Genomic DNA, 20421 nt, shown 5'->3' with positions numbered 1-20421 from the left:
CCATGGACACGGGCCGCGCCGCGGCCGGACGCTCTCCGTCAGACCGCTCTCCGTCAGACCGCTTTCCGTCGCAGCACCGCGCCGCCATGGGGGTCGTCCCGCTGTACCGGCTGGCCCAGACTCGCGGCCGGCGGCAGCCACTCCAGCATCAGACCGTCCTTCCGCAGCCGCCGCTGCAGGGGCGCGATCGGCAGCCGCTGCACCGCGACGCCGGTGTCCATCGCCTGCCGCGCCGCCGTCGCCGCGGACTGCGCCAGCATCATGAACACCGGCTCCATCCGGATCGACCCGTACGCGATATGGGACGCGGACACGGCCACCGGCACCAGCAGGTTCTCGCACTCCTTCTCGCGCGGCACGATGGACCGGTAGCTGATGGGGTAGGGCTCGCGCACCCGCACCTGCACGTCGCCCTCGTTGCGCACGGCGCCGTCGATCACCACGCGCTGGCAGTTGTGCGAGTCCATGGTGTACGACGCGAGCGCGACGGAGTCGCTCGCCCGCGCCTGCCCCGAGCAGTCGTGCTCCGTCATCACGTAGTCGGCGACCATGCGCCGCCCCTCGCGCACGTACAGCAGCGGCGGCCAGCCGTCCGTGCTCCGGAACTCGTCCGACGGAAGGCCCCAGGAGCGGACGTAGGAGCGGATGTCCGGCGGCACCCGCCGGTCGGTGGACAGGAACCACAACAGGCCCTGCTGGTACGCGCGCTGCTCGTCGGCGATGCTCTCCCGCCGTCCCCAGGAGCCGGCCGGGTAGGCGTAGTTGAGGCCGATGCCGTCCGTGGAGAACGCGCCGTAGTTGTTGGAGTCGGTCTTGCCGTCGCCGACGAAGTGCGTGGTGAAGAAGGGACCCGGCCACCCGGCCCGGATGTAGCGCAGCAGCAGTTCGTACCGGATCGGCTCGTACCTGTCGGGGCGGGTGAAGGGGATGCGGTTCTTTGCCTGCGTCAGGCACATCCGGTAGCAGAACGCCTGCACCCGGTCGTCCGGCGTGCCGTCCGGCGCGAGCGGTTCGCGGGAGATGCCCGGCAGCAGTCCGCTGCCGGGGCTGCCCTCGGTGACGTACGGGTCGACGCGCACGTTGAACTGGTGTTTCCAGCGGTGCTGGACACCGTTGTGCAGCTCGCCGTAGCGCTCGTTGCCCTCCCGGCCGACGGTGAACGACACGCCGGCCCGGGCCATCAGATCGCCCTCGTACGTGGCGTCGATGAACATCCGGCCCTGGTAGACCGTGCCGTCCTCGAGCATCACGGAGGTGAGCCGGTTGCCGGCCTTGCCGACCGCGACGAGCCGCGCGTCGAACACCACCGGCACCCCGGCCTCACGGACCAGCTCGGCCATCACGGCCGCGGCCACCCCCGGCTTGAAGGCGAACCGCGCCGGCGAGCCGGGGGCGAAGCGCACGCCGGTCTGCCGGGAGTCGACACGCCGGTAGAACTCGCGGGCGATCCCCGAGATGGACGAATTCGCCCCTATGTCCGTGAAGCCGAGCCCGCTGGTCGTGAGCCCGCCGAGGAACCGGCTCGGCTCCAGGACCACCACCGTTCCGCCCATCCGCCGCATCTGCACGGCGGCGGCGATTCCCGCCGAAGTACCGCCGTACACCACCAGGTCCACGTCCCTCGGCGCGGGGACGGAAGTGAACCTCATACCGCCGAAAAGGACGGCGGACCCGGAGAGCGCCAGCAGCGTACGGCGCGCGATCTTCATGAAGCCGGGATATTACCCAAGGTTCAGATGATGAGAGAACTGTCCCCCGGATCCCACGACGACGGCAACGCCTCCGGAATGGTGAACTGACCGGCTATCGGCTGGAACGTCCCTTCCGCCGCGGAGACCTCGACCGCCGCCATCGTCTCCAGCACGTGGAGGGCCATCTCCCCGCTCGCCCGGTGCGGCACACCTGCCGCGATCGAGCGTGCCATGTCCAGCACGCCCATGCCGCGCCCCGCGGTCGCCCCCGCCGACCCGATCACCGTCCAGTCGTCCGAGCCGGCCGTGCGCAGCCGCAGGGAGCCGTCGAAACGGTTCGGGTCGGGCAGGGCGAGGGTGGCCTCCGTACCGGTGATCTCGACGAATCCGTGCCGCGACAGCGGCGACTCGTAGCTGAGGATGACGGAGGCGGACTGCCCGGCGGCGTAGTCGATCAGCGCCGCCACATGCGTGGGCACCTCCACCGGGAACTCGGTGCCCGCCTTCGGCCCCGAGCCGATGACCCGCGTCTCGCGCGAGCGGCGGCCGGTCGCCACCACCCGCTCGGCCGGACCGAACAGCGACGCCAGCGTCGTGAGGTAGTACGGGCCCATGTCGTACAGCGGTCCGGCGCCCCGCTGGAAGAGGAACTCGGGGCTCGGGTGCCAGGACTCCGGTCCGGGCGACTGCATCAGCGCCAGCGCCGTCTGCGGTACGCCGATCGCGCCCTCGTCGATGAGCCGGCGCGCGGTCTGCAGCCCGGCCCCGAGGAACGTGTCCGGCGCGCAGCCGAGCCGTACGCCCGCCTGCGCGGCCTCCTTCAGCAGGGTGCGGCCGGAGTCCGGGTCCAGCGTGAGCGGCTTCTCGTTCCACACGTGCTTGCCGGCGGCGAGAGCCGCCGAGGCGACGTCGTAGTGCGCGGAGGGGACGGTGAGGTTGACGACGAGCCGGACGCCGGGATGGGCGAGCGCCTGCCCGACGCCGCCGGAGGCCGGCACGCCGTACTTCTCCGCCTGCGCGCGGGCCCGGGCCTCGTCCAGGTCGGCGCAGATCAGGACCTCGAGGTCCGGGAAGGCGGTGAGGTTGGTCAGATACTGGTCGCTGATGTTGCCGCAGCCGACCACGGCGACTCCGAAGCTCATCGGTGGGCCTCCAGCCACTCGTGGCTCTCGCGGACGGCGGTCAGCATGTCGGTGGCGCAGCGGTCGAGCTCGACGATGAGCTTCTTCGCGGGGGGCTTCACGGCCTCCGCCACGATCGCTCCCATCGCCATCCGTCCGGCGCCGACAGCGGTCATCGGTTCGGCCTTGTCGAGGGGGCCGTCCTTGATGTGCAGATGGGTCACCCGGCCGCCGAGGCGCCGCAGCAGCGGTACGACGTCCTGTCCGCCGACCGCCGCCCAGTAGGTGTCGACCTCCAGCAGCACCTCGTCGTCCAGCTGGTCGGCCAGCACCTCCAGCGCCGGACGGCCGCCGACGTGCTGCGCGAGCTCGAACTCGTGGTTGTGGTACCCCAGGCGCAGCCCGTGGCCGGCCGCGCGCCTGGCGGCCTCGTTCAGATCGCGCGCCACCTGCCGTACGCCGTCCCCGTCGGCGAAGCGCTCCGGTGGCAGATAGGGCACGAACACGGTGTCCGTGCCGAGCACGCCCGCGCCCCGGAACGCGTCCTCGGCCCGCTCGCCGAGCGCCGGCACATGGGCGGAGCAGACGGTGAGGCCGGCGGCGTCCAGATCGGCGCGCTGCTCCTCGGGGCCGTCGAGCACGTCGTACGCCTCGACGGACCGGTAGCCGCAGGACGCCAGGGCCTCGAGGGTGCCCTTGCGGTCGGCGGCGAGCTGTTCGCGGACGGTGTAGAGCTGCACGGCCAGCGGCTCGGTCATGGATGTCCTCTCGTGGACTCTGCGGGTGCGTGCTGAGTGGTTCGCGTGAGGCAGTGGTTTTCGATAAGTTTTCGCCCGCTGTCGACGCTACGGATCCCGAGTCGTGCCGGTCAACCCCCTTGACGTCGGATCGTTTTCCCGGGATAGGGTGGCCGTGGTTTTCGAAAAGGAGGTGGCTCGGTGACTGGCCAGATCACCCTCAGCCGGCTCGCCGACCAGGCGGGTGTCTCGGTGTCCACGGTGTCCAAGGTGCTCAACGGCCGGACCGACGTGGCACCCGCCACCCGCGAGCGGATCACCCGGATGCTGGCCGACGCCGGTTACCGCACCGCCCGCCCCAGCGGCCTCGTCGACCTCGTCATCGGCGGCCTCAACAGCCCCTGGGCCGACGCCCTGGTCAGCGGCGCGGTGCAGGCCGCGGCCGAGGAGGACTGCCGCATCGTCATCAACAGCCTGCCGGAGCGTGCGGGTGACGAGGCGCTGGACGCCCTGCTGGAGCACGTCGTGGAGCGCGGCACGGACGGCGTGCTCACCGTGCACCGGCTGCCGGGGGAGGCGGCGCGCGACCGGCTGGACGCCAAGGGCACGCCCTTCGTCGTGATCGACCCGCCCGTCGAACCGGGCTCCGGCGTCCGCTCCGTCGGCGCCACCAACTGGCAGGGCGGGCTGGCCGCCACCCGCCATCTGATCGACCTTGGCCACCGCCGTATCGCCGCCGTCGGCGGCCCCGCGCAGACCTGGTCCGCGCGCGCCCGCCTCGACGGCTACCGGGCGGCGCTGCTGCAGGCGGGGCTGCCCGTCGACGAGGCGCTGGTGCGGACCGCAGCCGGCTTCTGCCCCACCGGCGGACGCCAGGCGGCGCTGGCCCTGCTCGACGCCCCCGAGCGGCCCACGGCCATCGTCGCCGGCAGCGACGGCCAGGCGTTCGGCGTCCTTCAGGCGCTCGCGGAGCGCGGGCTGCGGGCGCCGTACGACGTCAGCGTCACCGGGTTCGACGACGTGTCCGTGGCCTCCTGGTCGGCGCCGCCCCTCACGACCGTCCGCCAGCCGCTGGAGGCGATGACGGCGACCGCCTTCAGGATGCTGCTCTCGCAGGGCGGGGCGCAGCCCGAGCAGGTGGAGCTGGCCACCTCGCTGGTGGTCCGGCAGAGCACGGCTCCGCCGCCGGGCGCCTAGGGCCTGGCAATCGCTTGCCGTCGTGTTCGGCGACGGGAGAGGATGACCGCCGCGCGCCGCACCGCGCGCGGACGAAACCACTGATGGGGAGCCCGTATGGCGCTGTTCGACCTGTCCCTCGAGGACCTGAGGAGCTACCGTCCGGAGCGCACCGAGCCGGCCGACTTCGACGCGTTCTGGAAGCGCACCCTCGAAGAGGCCGCGGAGCAGGCGTCCGACGCCGCGTTCACGCCGTACGACGCGGCGCTGCCCTCCGTCGAGGTGTACGACGTCTCCTTCGCCGGCTGGGGCGGCCACCGGATAGCCGCCTGGCTGATCGTCCCGAAGAACGCCGAGGGCCCCGTGCCCTGCGTCATGCACTACATCGGCTACGGCGGCGGCCGCAGCCTGCCGCACGACCACCTGCTGTGGCCCGCCACCGGGCGCGCGGTCTTCGTCGTCGACACCCGCGGCCAGGGCGCCGTGTCGCACAACAACATGGGCGCCACCCCCGACCCGTACGGCGGCGCCAACCCGCAGGCCCCCGGCTTCATGACGCGCGGCATCCTGCACGCCGACGAGTACTACTACCGCCGCGTCTTCACCGACGCGGTGCGTGCCGTCGACGTCGCCGCCTCGCACCCCGCCGTCGACGGCGAGCGGATCGCCGTCAGCGGCGGCAGCCAGGGCGGCGGCATCGCCACCGCCGTGGCGGGGCTCCACCCGGGCGTCCGGGCCGCGCTGATCGACGTCCCGTTCCTGACGCACTACCGGCGCGCGGTCACCATCACGGACAAGGACCCGTACCAGGAGATCGTCCGCTTCCTGGCCACGCAGCACGGGTCGGAGGAGCGCGTGTTCATGACGCTCTCGTACTTCGACGGGATGAACTTCGCCGCCCGCGCGCGGGGAGCGGCGCTGTACTCCGTCGCGCTGATGGATCTCACCTGCCCGCCGTCGACCGTGTACGCGTCGTACAACCACTGGGCGGGCGCGGACAAGGACATCGTCGTCTACCCGTGGAACGGCCACGAGGGCGGCACGGCGCACCAGCGCGACGCGCAGCTGCGCTGGCTCGCCGCGCGGCTGTGAGCGCCTGCTCGCGCTCCCTCCGCTACTTGCGTACGTCGTAGCGCAGATGCGTCACGCGCTGTCCCTGGACGGTCTCCACGGGGCCGTCCAGCAGCGCGGGCGCCTGCGTCAGCCCCTCGAAGAACCGGACGCCGTCGCCCAGCAGTACGGGGACCAGGGCCACCCACACCTCGTCGAGCAGGCCGGCCTCCAGGAACTGGCGGGCCATGGTGCCGCCGTTGACGGCCACCCACTTGCCGCCCGCGTGCGCGCGCGCCCGCTCCATCGCCTCGCCGATCCCGTCGACGAACTCGAACGGCACGGCCGTCTCGCGCTCCGCCCACCCCTCCGGGACGCTGTGCGACACGACGACGACGGGGGCGCCGTCGGGCGGGTTGCCGTGCCACCCGTCCGTCAGATCGAACAGCCGCCGCCCGATGACGGTCGCCCCGCAGCCCTCGACGAGCCGGTCCCACAGCGCCTTGCTGGCGGGATCGATGTGGAAGGTCCAGTCGGCGGCCCTGACCTCCACGTCCCCGTGCTGGAGCCAGTGGAAGAGGTGCTCGAACCCGCTCTCCCCGGGCCCGGCGATGAACCCGTCGAGCGACATACTCGCCATGCTGATCACCTTGGTCATGAGGTCCACCCTTCCGCCGATGCGCCGGTCACCATTGGATGACTCGCCCGTCGCCGGAAACTCATCGGCGCGGCCCCGTGGCGAGTGGGCCGTCCGGGGCGTACGCCCCAGGCCGCCGAGGCCCGGCCATGGCGTGGGGGGAGCAGCGGGGCGGGATGCCCCAGGGCGTTACGCCCCCAAGAGGGCCCTGAGGCGCTCCGTGGCCAGGGCGGTGTCGCCCGCCGCCAAGGCGTCCAGCAGGGCGAGGCGGGCCTGGGGGGAGGACGCGGGGAGGCCCGCGCGGGTGTGGAGGTCGGCTGCGACGCGGAGCAGCTCCGGGTTCGCCGCGGGGGCGAGCAGCGCCTCGTGGAAGGCGCGGTCCGCCTCCTCGCCCGGCGACCGGGCGAGCAGACGCAGCGCCGGCAGGTCGTGGGCCGAACCCAGCACCACCGGGACCACCAGCAGCACCCGGACCTCCGCCACGTGCCGGCCCACCGGCGGCGGCACGATCCGGAAGCCCCGGTTGGGCAGCACCTCGACCGCCCCCTCGGCCGCAAGGATCTGCATCGCCTCCCGCACCGGCGTCGGCGAGACGCCCAGTGGCGCGGCCAGGGAGGGCGCGGAGTACACGTCGCCGGGCCGCAGCCGCCCGTCGGCGAGGGCCGCGCGCAGCTCGGCGAGGATCTGCCCGCGCACGGAGCCCCGGCCGAGCGGCGCGGCGGGCCGCCCCGCCCCGTCACCGGCCGTCCGCTGCTCGGGTACGCGGTCGCCGGCCCGCGACCGTGCCGCCGCGCGCCCCAGGGATCCCGCATCACCCGTACTCATCGCCCCGCACCCTAGGCCACGGGTGCCCCTTGCGACACCCGGCCCGGCCCCCGGTAAGGTAAGGCTTACCTCGTCAGCGCGTAACCCGGTGGAGCCGCCCGTATGACCTCGCCCGTGCTCCAGACCGCCCCCGCGGGGGCCCGGCGCTCGCCGCTGACCGCGGCGTACGCGCGGCTGACGGAGGTCTACGCCGGCCTCGCCGTGACGGAACTCACCGCCGCCGACCCCGACCCGGACCCCGCCGCCGGCTGGGTCTCCACGGCCGCGCTCGCCGCAGGCGGAGAGGCCCTGGACGCCTTCCTGGCCTGGGACGACGACCAGGTCCGGCGCGACTACGGACAGCAGGCGCGCCCCGACGTCGTCGCCAGCTTCGGCCTGCACCGCTACGCCTGGCCCGTCTGCCTGCTGGTGACCCTGCCCTGGTTCCTGCACCGCCGCGTGCCGCGCATCCCCGTCCCCGCCGTCCACTTCAACCGCGAGGCCGGCCGGATCGCGCTGCGCCCCGGCGCCTTCGCCTGCCTGCCCGGCGATCCGTTCGCCGACGACCCCGCGGCGACCGTCGTACGGGACGAGGAGGCGCTGCGCGCGGAGGTCCGCGCCGCGATCGCCGAGCACCTCACCCCGCTCCTGGCCGTCTTCGGCCCGCGCATGCGCAGGCGCGGGCGCGCCCTGTGGGGCATGGCGACCGACGAGATCGTCGAGGGTCTGTGGTACATCGGCAGCCTGCTCGGCGAGGAGGAGCGGGCCATGGCCGAAACCGGTCTGCTGCTCCCGGGCGGCGGCCGCACCACCAAGCCGTACGCGGGCGGCGCCGACTTCCGTACCCTCGCCGGCCCGAAGGGCGAGGACCTCGCCACCCGCGACCGCGCCAGCTGCTGCCTCTTCTACACGCTCCGCCCCGAGGACACGTGCGTGACCTGCCCCCGTACGTGCGACGCGGACCGGATCGCCCGGCTGGCCCCGTAGCCCTCCCAACGCGCGTGCGGCGGCCGCGAGTTGGCCGCATCCCCGCCCGGCGCCTATATCGGGCTTCCCAGACTCCCCACAAGCACAATCGCGTCAACTCCACCCCATCGTGTGGATGAATCCCAAATCGCCGGGTGGACGAACAGATTCCGCCAGGATGGCGCCTGAGCTCGTTCCGCGATGCACGGAGGGCCTCACCGGGACCCGAGCCCGGTACGGGGCACGTCAGCAGCAACAAGGGGCAAGGCAATGGAATTCAACGGGATAGGGCTGGGCTGGCTGCTCCCCGCGGTCGTACTGCTGTGCGGCGTGGGGGCGGGAGTGCTGCTGGTCCTGCGGGGCAGGAAGCCCGCCGAGGCCGAGACGGACTCCTGGGAGCGCAGCGAGCAGCGCCGCCGGCGCAAGGAGACGCTCTACGGCAGCCTGGCCTATCTGCTGCTGTTCTGCTGCGCCGCGGTGGCGGCCGCGCTCTCCTTCCACGGCCTGGTCGGCTTCGGCCGGCAGAACCTCAGCCTGAGCGGCGGCTGGGAGTATCTGGTCCCGTTCGGCCTCGACGGAGCCGCGATGTTCTGTTCCGTCATCGCCGTCCGGGAGGCCAGCAACGGCGACGCCGCCCTGGGCAGCCGGATGCTGGTGTGGTTCTTCGCGGGCGCCGCCGCCTGGTTCAACTGGGTGCACGCGCCGCGCGGTATGGACCACGCGGGCGCGCCGCAGTTCTTCGCCGGGATGTCGCTCTCCGCCGCGATCCTCTTCGACCGCGCGCTGAAGCAGACCCGCCGCGCCGCCCTGCGCGAGCAGGGTCTGGTGCCCCGGCCGCTGCCGCAGATCCGCGTGGTCCGCTGGATGAGGGCGCCGCGCGAGACCTTCCGCGCCTGGTCGCTGATGCTGCTGGAGGGCGTACGCAGCCTCGACGAGGCCGTGGAGGAGGTGCGCCAGGAGCGCCGGGACAAGGAGCGCAGCCGGGCCGAGGCGCGTCGTCAGTCGCGGCTGGAGCGGGCCCAGGTCAAGGCGCTCGGCCGGGGCAGCGGCCCGTCGGGCGAATGGGCCCAGCAGGGTCCCTCGGCCGACTGGGCCCAGCAGGGCTCCGCGTCGGGCGAGGCCGTGCAGCTGCCCCTGCGCCGACGGCCCGCCGTGGAGCCGGGGCCGGCCGAGCGGGAGCGCGCGGAGTGGCCCGCGGAGCAGCCGCGCCGGGCGGGCGCCGGGGAGGACGAGGCGGCGCCCCGGCTCGACACACTGGAGCAGAAACTGTCCGCGCTTGAGCAGCAGTTCGGGTGACGCGGACGCGCCCGGCACCGGAGGATCCGGTGCCGGGCGCGGCGTGGTGCCGTCGTGCTAGAGGGTGAGCCTGACGCGCAGCAGGTCCCCGAGGTCGAGGCGCAGTCGCAGGTCCACGCCCAGGGAGAGCGCCAACTGCACGTCGATGCGCACGTCCAGGTCGAGGTCCAGGTCGAGATCGGCCCAGAGGCTCAGCCCGAGGAGGGCGCGGAGCTGGGCCTTGACCTTGGCGTCCAGCTCGATGTCGCCGCGCAGTTGGACGCTGCCGTCCGCGTTGACGTCGATGTCCGCCGGGTCGAGCGTGCCGAGCGTGACGGTCGCGCCGCCGTTGACCCGGCCGGTGACCTTGCCGGTGGCCAGGTCGACCCGTACCTCGGTGATCACGGCCGCGACGCCGGTCGCCCGGTTCAGCACACGGAAGTCGGCGAGGACCGCCGTACCGCCGTCGACCTTCTGCGCGGCGGCGGTGAGTTCACCCGAGACGTCCAGGTTGACCGAGCTGCTCGCCTGTACGGGCCCGCTCGCGCCCGGCGCCAGGGCCACCGCCCGGGAGTTCACGGACAGCTCGGCGGAGCCTTCCGTGAAGGGCAGTTCAGCCGCCCTGGCCGCGGCCGTCCCCGAGGAGTCCGGGGACGAGGCGGCGTAGGCCGGGGCGGCCAGAGCACTTATGGCGGCGACGGAGCACAGGACGGCGGCGGTGCGGTGGAACTTCATGAGTGACAGTGGTCCCTTCGAGGGAGTAATCGGGTAATACGCCCAGACCACTTCCTCACCGGGAGTGATTTACTGCCGTGTGTCGCCGGTTTCCACCCTTTCAGAGCAACGACACGCCGGTGCCGGCCGGATTTCAGCTCTCCCAGACGGCGACGGCCGTCCGGTCGTCGGCGTAACCCTTCACGCGTAACTGGACGTCCGCGAGGTACGCCGCCAGACCGGGCGGAGCGCCCTGCCACCGCTGGGCCAGCTCGCCCGCGAGGGCGGGCTCGCCGCGCAGCGGCTCCGCCAGCCCCGCGCTCGCCATCAGCAGCGTGTCGCCGGGCTGGGCGACCGAGGCGCGGAACGAGAACGGCTGCACCGGCTCGCCGGCCGGGTCGGCCAGCGTGGGCGGGCTGGCGGGCGGTTCCGCGCGCGGGTCGGGGACCTTGGGCCGGGAGCCGAAGCCGACCACCGGCCCGCCCTCCGCGCCGCCCGGCTCGGGCTCGATGTCCTGCCAGGAGCCGTCCCGCAGCCGGAACAGCCCGCCCTGACCGGTGCCGAAGAACACCCTGATCCGGCACGCGGGGTCGGCGGGCAGCAGCAGACAGCGCAGGGTGGCGGTGTACTCGTCGTGCCCCAGGCCGAGTTCGGCGGACTTGGCGCGCATCAGCCCGTACATCCGGCCCGTCAGCCGGTGCAGCCCGGACTTCAGCGAGCCGCGCCGGCCCTCCCGGATGTCCTGGTCGAGCCGGGCGTGACTGCGCCCGACCGAGGCGCCGATCCACAGGCAGGCGTCGTGCGCGGCGAGATGGGTGGGGGCGCCGCCGCGGGCTCCGGTGGCGACGGCGACCAGGACCAGCGCGCTGTCCCCGGCCCCGAACCGCGCCGTGAGCAGCGCGTCCCGTCGCTGCTCGCCCCGGAAGCGCGCGGAGTCCCCGCGCGTCGTGGCGCACCGCAGCGTCATCGTGCCGTAGGCGGCGCCGTCGAGGGCGGTGTCGGGCACGAGGTCCGCGAGCCCGGCGGCGGTGACGGACGGCAGGGCCGTCGGCTCGGGCTGGTAGGTCGGGGGCCGGTCGCCGAGATGGGCGGCTGCGGGGCGGGGGGAGGGGGTGAGGCGTGGTGAGGCTTCGGGGCCAGGAGGGGAGGAGCGCTGCGCGGGCGGGGCGGCGGGCTGCTCCGCGAGGGGCGCGGGTGGAACGGCGAGATTCTGAGCGGGGTGCGCCGGTTGAGCAGGACGCTCCTCGGGGTCCGCGTGCGCGGGCGGGGCGGCGGGCTGCTCCGCGGCGGGCGCGGGTGGGGCGGGGCGCTCGACGGGCTCCGGCTGCGTGGGCGGGGCCAGGCGCTCGACGGGCTCCGGCTGCCCGGGCGGGGCGGGTTGCGCGGGAGGGACCTGCTGTGCAGGAGGTGCCGGCAGCGTGCCGGCGGTGTCGTCCGGCGCCGCGTCCGGTGGGGCTCCCACGGGGGACCCTGTCTCGTCCCGGAGCTCGCCGGGGGCTCCCGGCCGCCGGTCCTGCGGCTCCTCGCGCGGATCGGGCTCCCGCCGCCCCACCCCCGCATCGCGGCGGAGCCGGAGCGTGCCCTGTGTCGAGTGGTCGGGCGGCGGCAGGGGTGCGCCCAGTGGCGCCACCGGCGCGGCCTCCGGGGGGTCGGCCCCCGCCCCGCCCACCGTCCGCGCCGCCGAGTCGAACCGGTCGTCGAGCGTGTCCGCCGCCCGTGCCGGCGGCCCCGTGTCGGGGGCCCCCTCCTCGTACAGGTGATCCCACCAGTCGCCGCCCTGGCCGGCGCTGCCCTTGTCCGCGTCCCCCTGCTGCACCATGCCCTTATTGTCCACAGATAGCCGCCCCCGGAAACCGTCTCGCGCAAACCCGCCCGACCTCCCCGGGAGCGGGCCCGGCGTCCGCCCCCTCCGTCCCGTATGCCCCGAAGGACCGGGCCGCACGAAGCGGCGGGTTCCGGTTGGGGCTTGGCAAGGGGGTGGGTGTTCGGGTGATGATGTCCCGGCGGGTTTACGACGTGACGTCTTTCCGCCAAAGGACGACCCTTGTGGACGTGGGAGGGCTGGTCAGGCGTGCTGAGCGCGATAGGTCTCGACGAGGTGCAGGAGTCCGCCTACCGTGCCCTCGTCGGCCTCGGGGCCGCCGAGGTCCCGGAGCTCGCCCACCGGCTGACCCTCCCGGAGGAGGAGGCCGTGCGCACGCTGCGCCGGCTGGAGCGCCAGGGGCTCGCCGCGCAGTCCTCGGCCCGCCCCGGCCGTTGGGTCGCCGCTCCGCCCGCCGTGGCGCTGGGCGCCCTGCTCACGCAGCAGCGGCACGAGTTGGAGCAGGCGGAGCTCGCCGCGTCGCTGCTGGCGAAGGAGTACCGGGCGGAGGCCGCCGAGCCCGCCGTACACGACCTGATCGAGGTCGTCACCGGCGCCGCCGCCGTGGCGCACCGCTTCCGCCAGCTCCAACTGGGCGCCACGAGCGAGGTCTGCGCCCTGGTCACCGGCACGCCGACCGCCGTCTCCAGCCGGGAGAACCGCGCGGAGGAGCAGGCCGCCGACCGCGGCGTCCGGTACCGCGTGGTGATCGAGCGCGAGGTGCTGGCCGGGCCGACCGGCGTGGCCGACGCCGTCGAGGCGCTCGGCCGCGACGAGGCGGTGCGGCTGGCGGAGCGCGTACCGACCAAGCTGGTCATCGCCGACGGCGTGGTGGCGATGGTCCCGCTGACCAGCCGGGGCTCGGAACCGGCCGCGCTGGTCGTCCACGCCAGCGGGCTGCTGGAGTCGCTGACGGGCCTGTTCGAGAGCGTGTGGCAGCAGTCGCTGCCGCTGCGCCTGGCATCGGACGACGACGGCGGCGGCGAGCGGCTGGCGGAGGACGACGAGGGCCCGGACGCGACGGATCTGCAGATCCTGTCCCTGCTGCTGGCCGGCCTCACGGACGCGAGCGTCGCCAAGCAGCTGGACCTGGGCCTGCGCACCGTCCAGCGCCGGGTGAAGCGGCTGATGGAGCTGGTGGCCGCGACGACCCGGCTGCAGCTGGGCTGGCACGCGTACGAGCGGGGCTGGGTGGCGCGGGGGATCTGACCGCGTTCACCCCCGGGTAGCCGTGACCCCCAACTGCTTGGCCAGCCACGACGGCACCCCGCCCAGCAGCCGCACCAGCCGCGCGGCCTCTGCCCGCAGCCGTCCTGCCTGCGGTTCGGGCTCGACGTCCGCCAGGGCCATGAGCGCCGGCGCCGTGCCGACCAGGTACCCCAGCTCCTCGCGGATGCGCAGCGACTCGGCGAACCCCTCGCGGGCCTCGGCCAGTTCACCCGCCTGCACGGCGAGCGCGGCCAGATGCCGGCTGGTGGACGACCGCAGCAGCAGGTCGCCCTGGGTGGCCGCCGCCGTGTGCGCGCGCCGGAACGCGGCCTCCGCGGCGTCGGCGTGCTTCGTCACGTGCTGGGCGATGAGTCCGCGCCGGTAGTCCAGCAGCGGCCGGCGCGGGGACCCCGGCCGCAGCAGGGCGGCCGCGCGGCCGAGGGCGGACCGGGCCTCGTCGGACCGGTCGCGGTCGTGGAACAGCGTGGAGACGTACGCGAGATACCCCCGCTCGCACGCGGCGGCGCCGCGCTCCTCGTCCCCGTCGGCCAGGGACTCCGCGAGCCGCAGCGCGTCCTCGGCGGGCTGCCAGCCCGCGGAGGTGTACATGCACTGCTCCACGAGGAGCGCCGCGCGCCGCAGCGCGGCCCCGGCGTCCGTGACCGCCTGCTGCTCCAGCAGTGCCGCGGCGTCGTCCCAGCAAGCCCGGGAGCGCAACCGCCAGATGGCGCGGTCCAGTGGATCGTCCGACACCGTGGAACCGAGCCCTGCCATGGCGGTATCCGCCACCTTGCCTCCCGAGGCGCACCGTTGAGCGTGAGAGTTGCAGATGGAGCAGATGGAGCAGATGGATCTGCGTGAATCTCAGCATGAGTGGAGGCCCACGCCAAGTGCTTTGGTGAACGTTTTCACAAGAAGTTGACTTTGATTGTCACCCCTGGCGCGACCTGGCCGCCTCCGACACGCGGATCGGGCCGTGCACGGCCGCGGCGTGTCGTCCCCGGGCGGGACGACCTTGCCGGCCGTGTCCCGGCGGTGCCGCGGGAGCAGCGGGCGCGGCGCCCGCAACTCCGCGCCCCGCCTGGCGCGTCGGGGCGCGCCGCCGCGGTGTCCGCAGGGAGCGCAGGCCGCTCAGCTCATCCGCAGCGCCAGGAAGAAGTCCAGCTTGTCCTCGAGGCGCGACAGGTCCCGGCCCGTGAGCTGCTCGATCCGGCCGACCCGATAGCGCAAGGTGTTGACATGCAGATGCAGCCGCGTCGCGCACCGCGTCCACGACCCGTCGCAGGCCAGGAACGCCTCCAGGGTCTCCATCAGGTCGGCCCGGTGGCGGCGGTCGTAGTCCCGCAGGGGGTCCAGCAGCCGGGCCGTGAAGGCGCGGCGGACGTCGTCGGGGACGAACGGCAGCAGCAGGACGTGCGACGCCAGCTCCTCGTGGCCCGCCGCGCACACGCGCCCCGTGCGCGCCGCGGCGACCCGGCGGGCGTGGCGGGCCTCCTCCAGCGCGCCGCGCAGACCCTCCGAGGAGTGCACGGCCGCGCTGACGCCGATGGTCAGCCGGCCGTCGTCCGCGAGGCCCCGGGCCAGCGGCTGGGCCACCGCGTCGAGCAGCGCCTGGGCGCCCAGCTCCGCGCCCTCCGCGCCGCCGCCCACCGCGGGCAGCGGCAGCAGGGCCACCGCCTCCTCGCCCGTATGGGCGACGGCGATCCGGTCGGCCGGCCCCGCGCCGGACGCCGCCGGGTCGAGCAGGACCTCCTCCAGCAGCGCCTGGGCCACCGGTCCGCCGGCCGGCACCTCGCCGCCGTCCCAGTCCACCCGGGCCACCACGACCTGCCACTGCGGCGCCGCGCCCACCCCGGGCAGCAGCACCGGCACCGCGACCCGCAGCCGGGCCGCGATCTCGGCCGGCGCCGCGCCCGCCTGCACCAGCTCGAGCACCTCCTGGGCCAGCCGGCGCCGCACGGTACGGGCGGCGTCGCGGCGCTCGCGCTCCACGGCGATCAGCTGCGTCACGCCCTGCAGCAGGTCGAGCCGCTCCTCCGGCCACTCCCCGGCGTCGGCCTCCACGGCCAGCAGCCAGTCAGAGAGCACCGTCTCGCGCAGGTCCCGGCTGCCCTGGGTGATCGGGAAGAGGGAGTAGACCGTCCCGGCGAGCCGGGTGCGGTGCGGCCCGAGCCGTCCGCGCCGCATCGCCGCGAGATGCTCGCCGGCCAGCCGGGCGCAGGTCTCGGGCGGCAGCTGGTGGCCGTCCGCGGCCGTGCCGGCGATCTGGCGGCCGGTGGGGGAGAGGACCCAGGCGCGCAGGTCGAGGTCGGAGCCCAGCAGGTCGAGTACGGCCTCGGGGCCGCCGCCGCCCGCGGGGCCCGACGACATCAGCCGCCGGTGCCGGTCGACCACGGCCGCCAGGTCCCCGGCGCGCTCGCCGGAGACCTGGCGTACGACGTGCTCGGTGATGGTCGCGAAGGCGACCTTCTCGTCCACGGCGAACAGCGGCAGCCGGTGCCGGGCGCAGGCCGCGACGAGATCGTCCGGGACCCCCGACAGCTCCGCCTCGCCGGCGGCCAGCCCGGCCACCCCGGCGCCGGCGAGGATCCGTACGAAGGGCTCGGAGTCCTCCGGACCGTGCCGCCAGGCCAGACCGGTGAGCACCAGCTCGCCGCCGCTCAGATACCGGCTCGGATCGCGCAGGTCCGTCGTCATGACGCCGCGCACCGGACGGTCCAGCTCGTCCTCGCCGCCGAGCAGGCGCAGGCCCAGAGCTTCCGTCTCCAGCAGCGCGCGCAGCCTCATGATCTTGCCTGCCGTCCTGTTTCCGTCGTTGACCGGAGGTTTCCGTGAGGCGACAGAGGGTCGCCTTTCGTTCGAATCTACAAGGCGAGCGCTCCGACCTGCCAATCGCTTCATGTTTTCGGTGACTACGCCAGTCGGGGGACACGTCGGTGTACTGGGCCCACACCGCGTTAACAGGTCATGAACATCCCCCTTCACAGGGCCCCTCGCACAGACCCCGAAGAGTCGAGAAGAGAACCCCATGGACTTCCTGCGCCCCGCCAGCTGGGGGGAGGCGCTCGCCGCGAAGGCCGAGCACCCGACCGCTGTGCCCATCGCGGGCGGCACGGATGTGATGGTCGAGATCAACTTCGATCACCGCCGGCCCGAGTACCTGCTGGACCTGACCCGCATCGGTGAGCTGTACGAGTGGGAGGTCGGCGAGGAGAACGTCCGGCTCGGCGCCTCCGTCCCGTACACCGCGATCATGGAGAGCCTGCGCGACCCCCTGCCGGGCCTCGCGCTCGCCTCCCACACGGTGGCGTCCCCGCAGATCCGCAACCGCGGCGGCGTCGGCGGCAACCTCGGCACCGCCTCCCCGGCCGGCGACGCGCACCCGGCGCTGCTGGCCGCCGGCGCCGAGGTCGAGGCGGAGTCGGTGCGCGGGACCCGCTTCATCCCGATCGACGAGTTCTACACGGGCGTCAAGCGCAACGCCCTGGCGCCCGACGAGCTGATCCGGGCCGTGCACATCAAGAAGGCGTCGGGCCCGCAGCAGTTCTCCAAGGTCGGCACCCGCAACGCCATGGTCATCGCCGTGTGCGCCTTCGGCCTGGCGCTGCACCCGGACACCCGCACGGTCCGTACGGGCATCGGCTCCGCCGCCCCCACCCCGGTCCGCGCCAAGGAGGCCGAGGAGTTCCTGAACGCGGCCCTGGAGGAGGGCGGCTTCTGGGACAGCGGCCGCACCATCACCCCGTCGGTCGCGGCGCAGTTCGCCGAGCTGTGCTCCGCGGCCTGCAACCCGATCAACGACGTGCGCGGCAGCGCGAAGTACCGCCGGCACGCGGTCGGCATCATGGCCCGCCGCACGCTGGGCTGGACCTGGGAGTCGTACCGCGGCACCGGCCGCACCATGGAAGGAGCGGCGTGATGCGCGTCAAGTTCACCGTGAACGGCAGGGAGCAGACCGCCGACGACGTCTGGGAGGGCGAGAGCCTCCTGTACGTGCTGCGCGAGCGGATGGGCCTCCCCGGCTCGAAGAACGCCTGCGAACAGGGCGAATGCGGCTCCTGTACGGTCCGCATGGACGGCGTGCCCGTGTGCGCCTGCCTCGTGGCCGCCGGCCAGGCCGAGGGCCGCGAGGTCGTGACCGTGGAGGGTCTGGCGGACTACGCCCAGCACCGCTCCGCCGAGCATCCGGGCCGGGCGTGCGCCTCCGACGGCTGCGGCGTCGACCTGGACACCGCCCAGCGCTGGCAGGCCAGGCCCGCGCAGGACTCCCGGACCGGCGAGGGCCAGGAGCTCTCCCCCGTACAGCAGGCGTTCATCGACGCGGGCGCCGTGCAGTGCGGCTTCTGCACGCCGGGCCTGCTGGTCGCCGCCGACGAGCTGCTGGAGCGCAACTCCTCGCCGTCGGACGCCGACATCCGCGAGGCCCTCTCCGGGAACCTGTGCCGCTGCACCGGCTACGACAAGATCATGGACGCGGTCCGCCTGGCGGCCGCCCGCCAGGAGGAGACGGTCTGACATGGCTGGCACCGAGACTTCCGACCGGGTCGGCACGCATACGGACACGGCCGGCGTCGAGACCGGCACGGCCGGCACCGCGACCAGGGCCGCCGCCTCCCCGGTCCGTACCCCCACGAACCTGACGCAGGGGTCCGCCACGAGGGGCGGGGTCGGCGAGTCGACCCTGCGCCCCGACGGCACCCTGAAGGTCACCGGCGAGTTCGCGTACTCCTCCGACCTGTGGCACGAGGACATGCTGTGGGGCCACATCCTGCGCAGCCCCGTCGCGCACGCCGAGATCGTCTCCATCGACATCTCCGAGGCCCTCGCCCAGGCGGGCGTGTACGCCGTCCTCACCTACGACGACCTGCCGTCCGAGGTGAAGAACTACGGCCTGGAGCTGCTGGACACCCCGGCCCTGGCCGCGGGCGTCGTCCGCCACCACGGCGAGCCGGTCGCGCTGGTCGCGGCGGACCACCCGGAGACGGCGCGGCGCGCCGCGCACAAGATCAAGGTCGAGTACCGGGAGCTGCCCGTCGTCACCGACGAGGCCTCCGCCCTCGCCCCCGACGCGCCGATTCTGCACCCGGACCGGGACGACGAGTACATCGGGCACGTCCCGCACCCGAACATCGTGCACCGCCAGCCCATCGTGCGCGGCGACGTGACGGCCGCGGCCGCCCGGGCCGACCACATCGTCACCGGCGACTACGAGTTCGCCATGCAGGACCAGGCGTTCCTCGGCCCCGAGTCGGGGCTCGCGGTGCCGGCCGAGGACGGCGGCGTCGACCTGTACGTGGCCACCCAGTGGCTGCACAAGGACCTGTGGCAGATCGCCCCGGTGCTGGGCCTGCCCGTCGACAAGGTGCGCCTCACGCTGTCCGGCGTCGGCGGCGCGTTCGGCGGCCGCGAGGACCTGTCGATGCAGATCCACGCCTGTCTGCTGGCGCTGCGCACCGGCAAGCCGGTGAAGATGGTCTACGACCGCTTCGAGTCCTTCTTCGGCCATGTGCACCGCCACCCGGCGAAGATGCACTATGAGCACGGCGTCACCAACGACGGCCGGATCACGCACATGAAGTGCCGGATCGTGCTGGACGGCGGCGCGTACGCCTCCGCCACGCCGGCCGTCGTCGGCAACGCCTCGTCGCTCTCGGTCGGCCCGTACGTCGTCGACGACGTGGAGATCGAGGCCGTCGGCCTCTACACCAACAACCCGCCGTGCGGCGCGATGCGCGGCTTCGGCGCGGTCCAGGCGTGCTTCGCGTACGAGGCGCAGATGGACAAGCTGGCGGCGGTCGTCGGGATGGACCCGGTGGAGTTCCGGCAGCTGAACGCGATGTCGCAGGGCACCGTCATGCCGACCGGCCAGGAGGTCGACTCCCCGGCGCCGGTCGCTGAGCTGCTGCGCCGCGTCAAGGCCATGCCGATGCCGCCGGAGCGGCAGTGGGAGACGGCGGGCGGACCCGCCGACACCCGCGCGCTGCCGGGCGGCCTGTCCAACACCACGCACGGCGAGGGCGTCGTACGCGGCGTCGGCTACGCGGTCGGCATCAAGAACGTCGGCTTCTCCGAGGGATTCGACGACTACTCCACCGCCCGGGTGCGGCTGGAGGTCGTGGGCGGCGCGCCCGTCGCCACGGTGCACACCGCGATGGCGGAGGTCGGGCAGGGCGGCATCACGGTGCACGCCCAGATCGCCCGTACGGAGCTGGGCGTCCAGCAGGTCACCATCCACCCCTCCGACACCAGGGTCGGCTCCGCCGGTTCCACGTCCGCCTCGCGGCAGACGTACATGACGGGCGGCGCGGTGAAGAACACCTGCGAGGCGGTGCGCGAGCGGGTCCTTGAGATCGGGCGCCGCAAGAAGGGCACGTACCACCCGGCGTGGGCCACCGCCGAACTCCTGCTGGAGGGCGGCAAGGTGGTCACCGACGGCGGCGAGGTGCTCGCCGACCTGGTGGAGCTGCTGGAGGACGAGGAGCCGATCGACATCGAGCTCGAGTTCCGCCACCGCCCGACGGAGGCGTTCGACCTGCGTACGGGGCAGGGCTTCGGCCACGTCCAGTACTCCTTTGCCGCGCACCGCGCGGTGGTCGAGGTCGACACGGAGCTGGGCCTGGTGAAGGTCGTCGAACTGGCCTGCGCCCAGGACGTCGGCAAGGCGCTCAACCCGCTGTCGGTCATCGGGCAGATCCAGGGCGGTACGACACAGGGCCTGGGCATCGCGATGATGGAGGAGATCATCGTCGACCCGGTGACGGCCAAGGTGAAGAACCCGTCGTTCACGGACTACCTGCTGCCGACGATCCTCGACACGCCGACCATCCCGGTCGACGTCCTCGAACTGGCCGACCCGCACGCGCCGTACGGCCTGCGCGGCGTCGGCGAGGCGCCCACCCTGTCCTCCACCCCGGCGGTGGTCGCCGCGATCCGGCAGGCGACGGGGCTGGCGCTGAACCGGGTCCCGGTGCGCCCCGAGGCGCTGACCGGCACGCAGCCGGACTGACGCCGGCCGGACCCATGAAGACCTCCGGGCGGTGTGACGTACGGGAATGTCACGCACTTCCGCCGCCCGCACCGCCCGGAGCAGCAACCGCAGGACCTTCCGTGTCCCTGGAGACCAGGGCTCGCGGAGCACACCGTCTCGGGCCGTCCCCCGGGTCGTGCAGCCAACGCACCA

Annotated in this window: 17 protein-coding genes; 8 read left to right on the top strand and 9 right to left on the bottom strand. The window is 73.8% G+C overall.

Going from position 1 to position 20421, the window contains the following annotated elements:
- Nucleotides 1-53: 53 nt before the first annotated feature.
- The 3 genes from AB0M28_RS03625 to AB0M28_RS03615 are packed head-to-tail and all read right to left on the bottom strand — an operon-like array spanning nucleotide 54 to nucleotide 3570.
- Nucleotides 54-1709 carry an FAD-dependent oxidoreductase gene (locus tag AB0M28_RS03625; RefSeq protein ID WP_365397064.1) on the bottom strand — a complete coding sequence of 552 codons (1656 nt, stop codon included), beginning with the start codon at nucleotides 1707-1709 and terminating at the stop codon, nucleotides 54-56.
- A gap of 23 nt (nucleotides 1710-1732) precedes the next feature.
- Nucleotides 1733-2833, bottom strand: a complete 1101-nt coding sequence (locus AB0M28_RS03620; protein WP_365397061.1) for a Gfo/Idh/MocA family oxidoreductase — start codon at nucleotides 2831-2833, stop codon at nucleotides 1733-1735.
- Nucleotides 2830-3570 carry a sugar phosphate isomerase/epimerase gene (locus AB0M28_RS03615; protein WP_365397058.1) on the bottom strand — a complete coding sequence of 247 codons (741 nt, stop codon included), beginning with the start codon at nucleotides 3568-3570 and terminating at the stop codon, nucleotides 2830-2832. The genes AB0M28_RS03620 and AB0M28_RS03615 overlap by 4 nt, the downstream gene beginning before the upstream one ends.
- Nucleotides 3571-3750: 180 nt before the next feature.
- Between AB0M28_RS03615 and AB0M28_RS03610 the strand changes: the two genes are divergently transcribed.
- Together AB0M28_RS03610 and AB0M28_RS03605 are read left to right on the top strand one after the other, a co-directional pair.
- Entirely contained in the window at nucleotides 3751-4746 is a 996-nt protein-coding gene (locus AB0M28_RS03610; protein WP_365397055.1) for a LacI family DNA-binding transcriptional regulator, read from the top strand.
- Nucleotides 4747-4842: 96 nt separating this feature from the next.
- Nucleotides 4843-5817: an acetylxylan esterase gene (locus AB0M28_RS03605; protein ID WP_365397052.1), complete on the top strand. Its 975-nt coding sequence runs from the start codon at nucleotides 4843-4845 to the stop codon at nucleotides 5815-5817.
- A 22-nt stretch (nucleotides 5818-5839) separates the two neighbouring features.
- On the opposite strand, the gene AB0M28_RS03600 is transcribed toward AB0M28_RS03605, so the two are convergent.
- The gene (locus tag AB0M28_RS03600) at nucleotides 5840-6433 is read right to left on the bottom strand and encodes a dihydrofolate reductase family protein (RefSeq protein ID WP_365397049.1); all 594 of its coding nucleotides are present in this window, start codon (nucleotides 6431-6433) and stop codon (nucleotides 5840-5842) included.
- Nucleotides 6434-6601: 168 nt separating this feature from the next.
- Complete coding sequence (locus tag AB0M28_RS03595; RefSeq protein ID WP_365397046.1) at nucleotides 6602-7237, bottom strand: GntR family transcriptional regulator; 636 nt, start codon at nucleotides 7235-7237, stop codon at nucleotides 6602-6604.
- 102 nt (nucleotides 7238-7339) lie between these two features.
- On the opposite strand from AB0M28_RS03595, the gene AB0M28_RS03590 reads away from it, so the two are divergent.
- Together AB0M28_RS03590 and AB0M28_RS03585 are read left to right on the top strand one after the other, a co-directional pair.
- Entirely contained in the window at nucleotides 7340-8203 is an 864-nt protein-coding gene (locus AB0M28_RS03590) for a (2Fe-2S)-binding protein (protein ID WP_365397043.1), read from the top strand.
- Between the two features lie 249 nt (nucleotides 8204-8452).
- Nucleotides 8453-9478, top strand: coding sequence for a DUF2637 domain-containing protein (locus AB0M28_RS03585; protein WP_365397040.1), 1026 nt, complete (start codon nucleotides 8453-8455; stop codon nucleotides 9476-9478).
- 57 nt (nucleotides 9479-9535) lie between these two features.
- Here AB0M28_RS03585 and AB0M28_RS03580 read toward each other — a convergent pair whose 3' ends face one another.
- Entirely contained in the window at nucleotides 9536-10192 is a 657-nt protein-coding gene (locus AB0M28_RS03580; protein WP_365397037.1) for a hypothetical protein, read from the bottom strand.
- Between the two features lie 133 nt (nucleotides 10193-10325).
- Nucleotides 10326-11990 carry a protein phosphatase 2C domain-containing protein gene (locus AB0M28_RS03575; protein WP_365397034.1) on the bottom strand — a complete coding sequence of 555 codons (1665 nt, stop codon included), beginning with the start codon at nucleotides 11988-11990 and terminating at the stop codon, nucleotides 10326-10328.
- A gap of 252 nt (nucleotides 11991-12242) precedes the next feature.
- Between AB0M28_RS03575 and AB0M28_RS03570 the strand changes: the two genes are divergently transcribed.
- The gene (locus AB0M28_RS03570) at nucleotides 12243-13241 is read left to right on the top strand and encodes a helix-turn-helix domain-containing protein (protein WP_365397032.1); all 999 of its coding nucleotides are present in this window, start codon (nucleotides 12243-12245) and stop codon (nucleotides 13239-13241) included.
- A 6-nt stretch (nucleotides 13242-13247) separates the two neighbouring features.
- On the opposite strand, the gene AB0M28_RS03565 is transcribed toward AB0M28_RS03570, so the two are convergent.
- On the bottom strand, nucleotides 13248-14015 hold the full coding sequence (locus tag AB0M28_RS03565; protein ID WP_365397029.1) for a hypothetical protein: 768 nt from the start codon (nucleotides 14013-14015) through the stop codon (nucleotides 13248-13250).
- Nucleotides 14016-14372: 357 nt separating this feature from the next.
- A complete protein-coding gene (locus AB0M28_RS03560; RefSeq protein ID WP_365397026.1) occupies nucleotides 14373-16028 on the bottom strand; it encodes a PucR family transcriptional regulator ligand-binding domain-containing protein in 1656 nt (551 codons plus the stop codon).
- Between the two features lie 241 nt (nucleotides 16029-16269).
- Between AB0M28_RS03560 and AB0M28_RS03555 the strand changes: the two genes are divergently transcribed.
- The 3 genes from AB0M28_RS03555 to AB0M28_RS03545 are packed head-to-tail and all read left to right on the top strand — an operon-like array spanning nucleotide 16270 to nucleotide 20247.
- Nucleotides 16270-17160: a xanthine dehydrogenase family protein subunit M gene (locus tag AB0M28_RS03555; protein WP_365397023.1), complete on the top strand. Its 891-nt coding sequence runs from the start codon at nucleotides 16270-16272 to the stop codon at nucleotides 17158-17160.
- Entirely contained in the window at nucleotides 17160-17756 is a 597-nt protein-coding gene (locus AB0M28_RS03550; RefSeq protein ID WP_365397021.1) for a (2Fe-2S)-binding protein, read from the top strand. Before AB0M28_RS03555 ends, AB0M28_RS03550 begins: the two co-directional genes overlap by 1 nt.
- Nucleotide 17757: 1 nt before the next feature.
- Nucleotides 17758-20247, top strand: coding sequence for a molybdopterin cofactor-binding domain-containing protein (locus AB0M28_RS03545; RefSeq protein ID WP_365397018.1), 2490 nt, complete (start codon nucleotides 17758-17760; stop codon nucleotides 20245-20247).
- The last annotated feature ends 174 nt before the right edge of the window (nucleotides 20248-20421 follow it).

This window comes from Streptomyces sp. NPDC051940 (assembly GCF_040680895.1).
Taxonomy (GTDB): Bacteria; Actinomycetota; Actinomycetes; order Streptomycetales; family Streptomycetaceae; genus Streptomyces.
The sequence above is the reverse complement of the archived record's forward strand: the minus strand, read 5'-3'. Positions and strand labels throughout refer to the sequence as shown.

Bases quoted from the DNA above. Each gene is read 5' to 3' on its own strand.
- AB0M28_RS03625 (WP_365397064.1), bottom strand. From the start codon at position 1,709: ATGAAGATCGCGCGCCGTACGCTGCTGGCGCTCTCCGGGTCCGCCGTC.
- AB0M28_RS03620 (WP_365397061.1), bottom strand. From the start codon at position 2,833: ATGAGCTTCGGAGTCGCCGTGGTCGGCTGCGGCAACATCAGCGACCAG.
- AB0M28_RS03615 (WP_365397058.1), bottom strand. From the start codon at position 3,570: ATGACCGAGCCGCTGGCCGTGCAGCTCTACACCGTCCGCGAACAGCTC.
- AB0M28_RS03605 (WP_365397052.1), top strand. From the start codon at position 4,843: ATGGCGCTGTTCGACCTGTCCCTCGAGGACCTGAGGAGCTACCGTCCG.
- AB0M28_RS03600 (WP_365397049.1), bottom strand. From the start codon at position 6,433: ATGACCAAGGTGATCAGCATGGCGAGTATGTCGCTCGACGGGTTCATC.
- AB0M28_RS03595 (WP_365397046.1), bottom strand. From the start codon at position 7,237: ATGAGTACGGGTGATGCGGGATCCCTGGGGCGCGCGGCGGCACGGTCG.
- AB0M28_RS03590 (WP_365397043.1), top strand. From the start codon at position 7,340: ATGACCTCGCCCGTGCTCCAGACCGCCCCCGCGGGGGCCCGGCGCTCG.
- AB0M28_RS03585 (WP_365397040.1), top strand. From the start codon at position 8,453: ATGGAATTCAACGGGATAGGGCTGGGCTGGCTGCTCCCCGCGGTCGTA.
- AB0M28_RS03580 (WP_365397037.1), bottom strand. From the start codon at position 10,192: ATGAAGTTCCACCGCACCGCCGCCGTCCTGTGCTCCGTCGCCGCCATA.
- AB0M28_RS03575 (WP_365397034.1), bottom strand. From the start codon at position 11,990: ATGGTGCAGCAGGGGGACGCGGACAAGGGCAGCGCCGGCCAGGGCGGC.
- AB0M28_RS03565 (WP_365397029.1), bottom strand. From the start codon at position 14,015: ATGGCAGGGCTCGGTTCCACGGTGTCGGACGATCCACTGGACCGCGCC.
- AB0M28_RS03560 (WP_365397026.1), bottom strand. From the start codon at position 16,028: ATGAGGCTGCGCGCGCTGCTGGAGACGGAAGCTCTGGGCCTGCGCCTG.
- AB0M28_RS03555 (WP_365397023.1), top strand. From the start codon at position 16,270: ATGGACTTCCTGCGCCCCGCCAGCTGGGGGGAGGCGCTCGCCGCGAAG.
- AB0M28_RS03550 (WP_365397021.1), top strand. From the start codon at position 17,160: ATGCGCGTCAAGTTCACCGTGAACGGCAGGGAGCAGACCGCCGACGAC.
- AB0M28_RS03545 (WP_365397018.1), top strand. From the start codon at position 17,758: ATGGCTGGCACCGAGACTTCCGACCGGGTCGGCACGCATACGGACACG.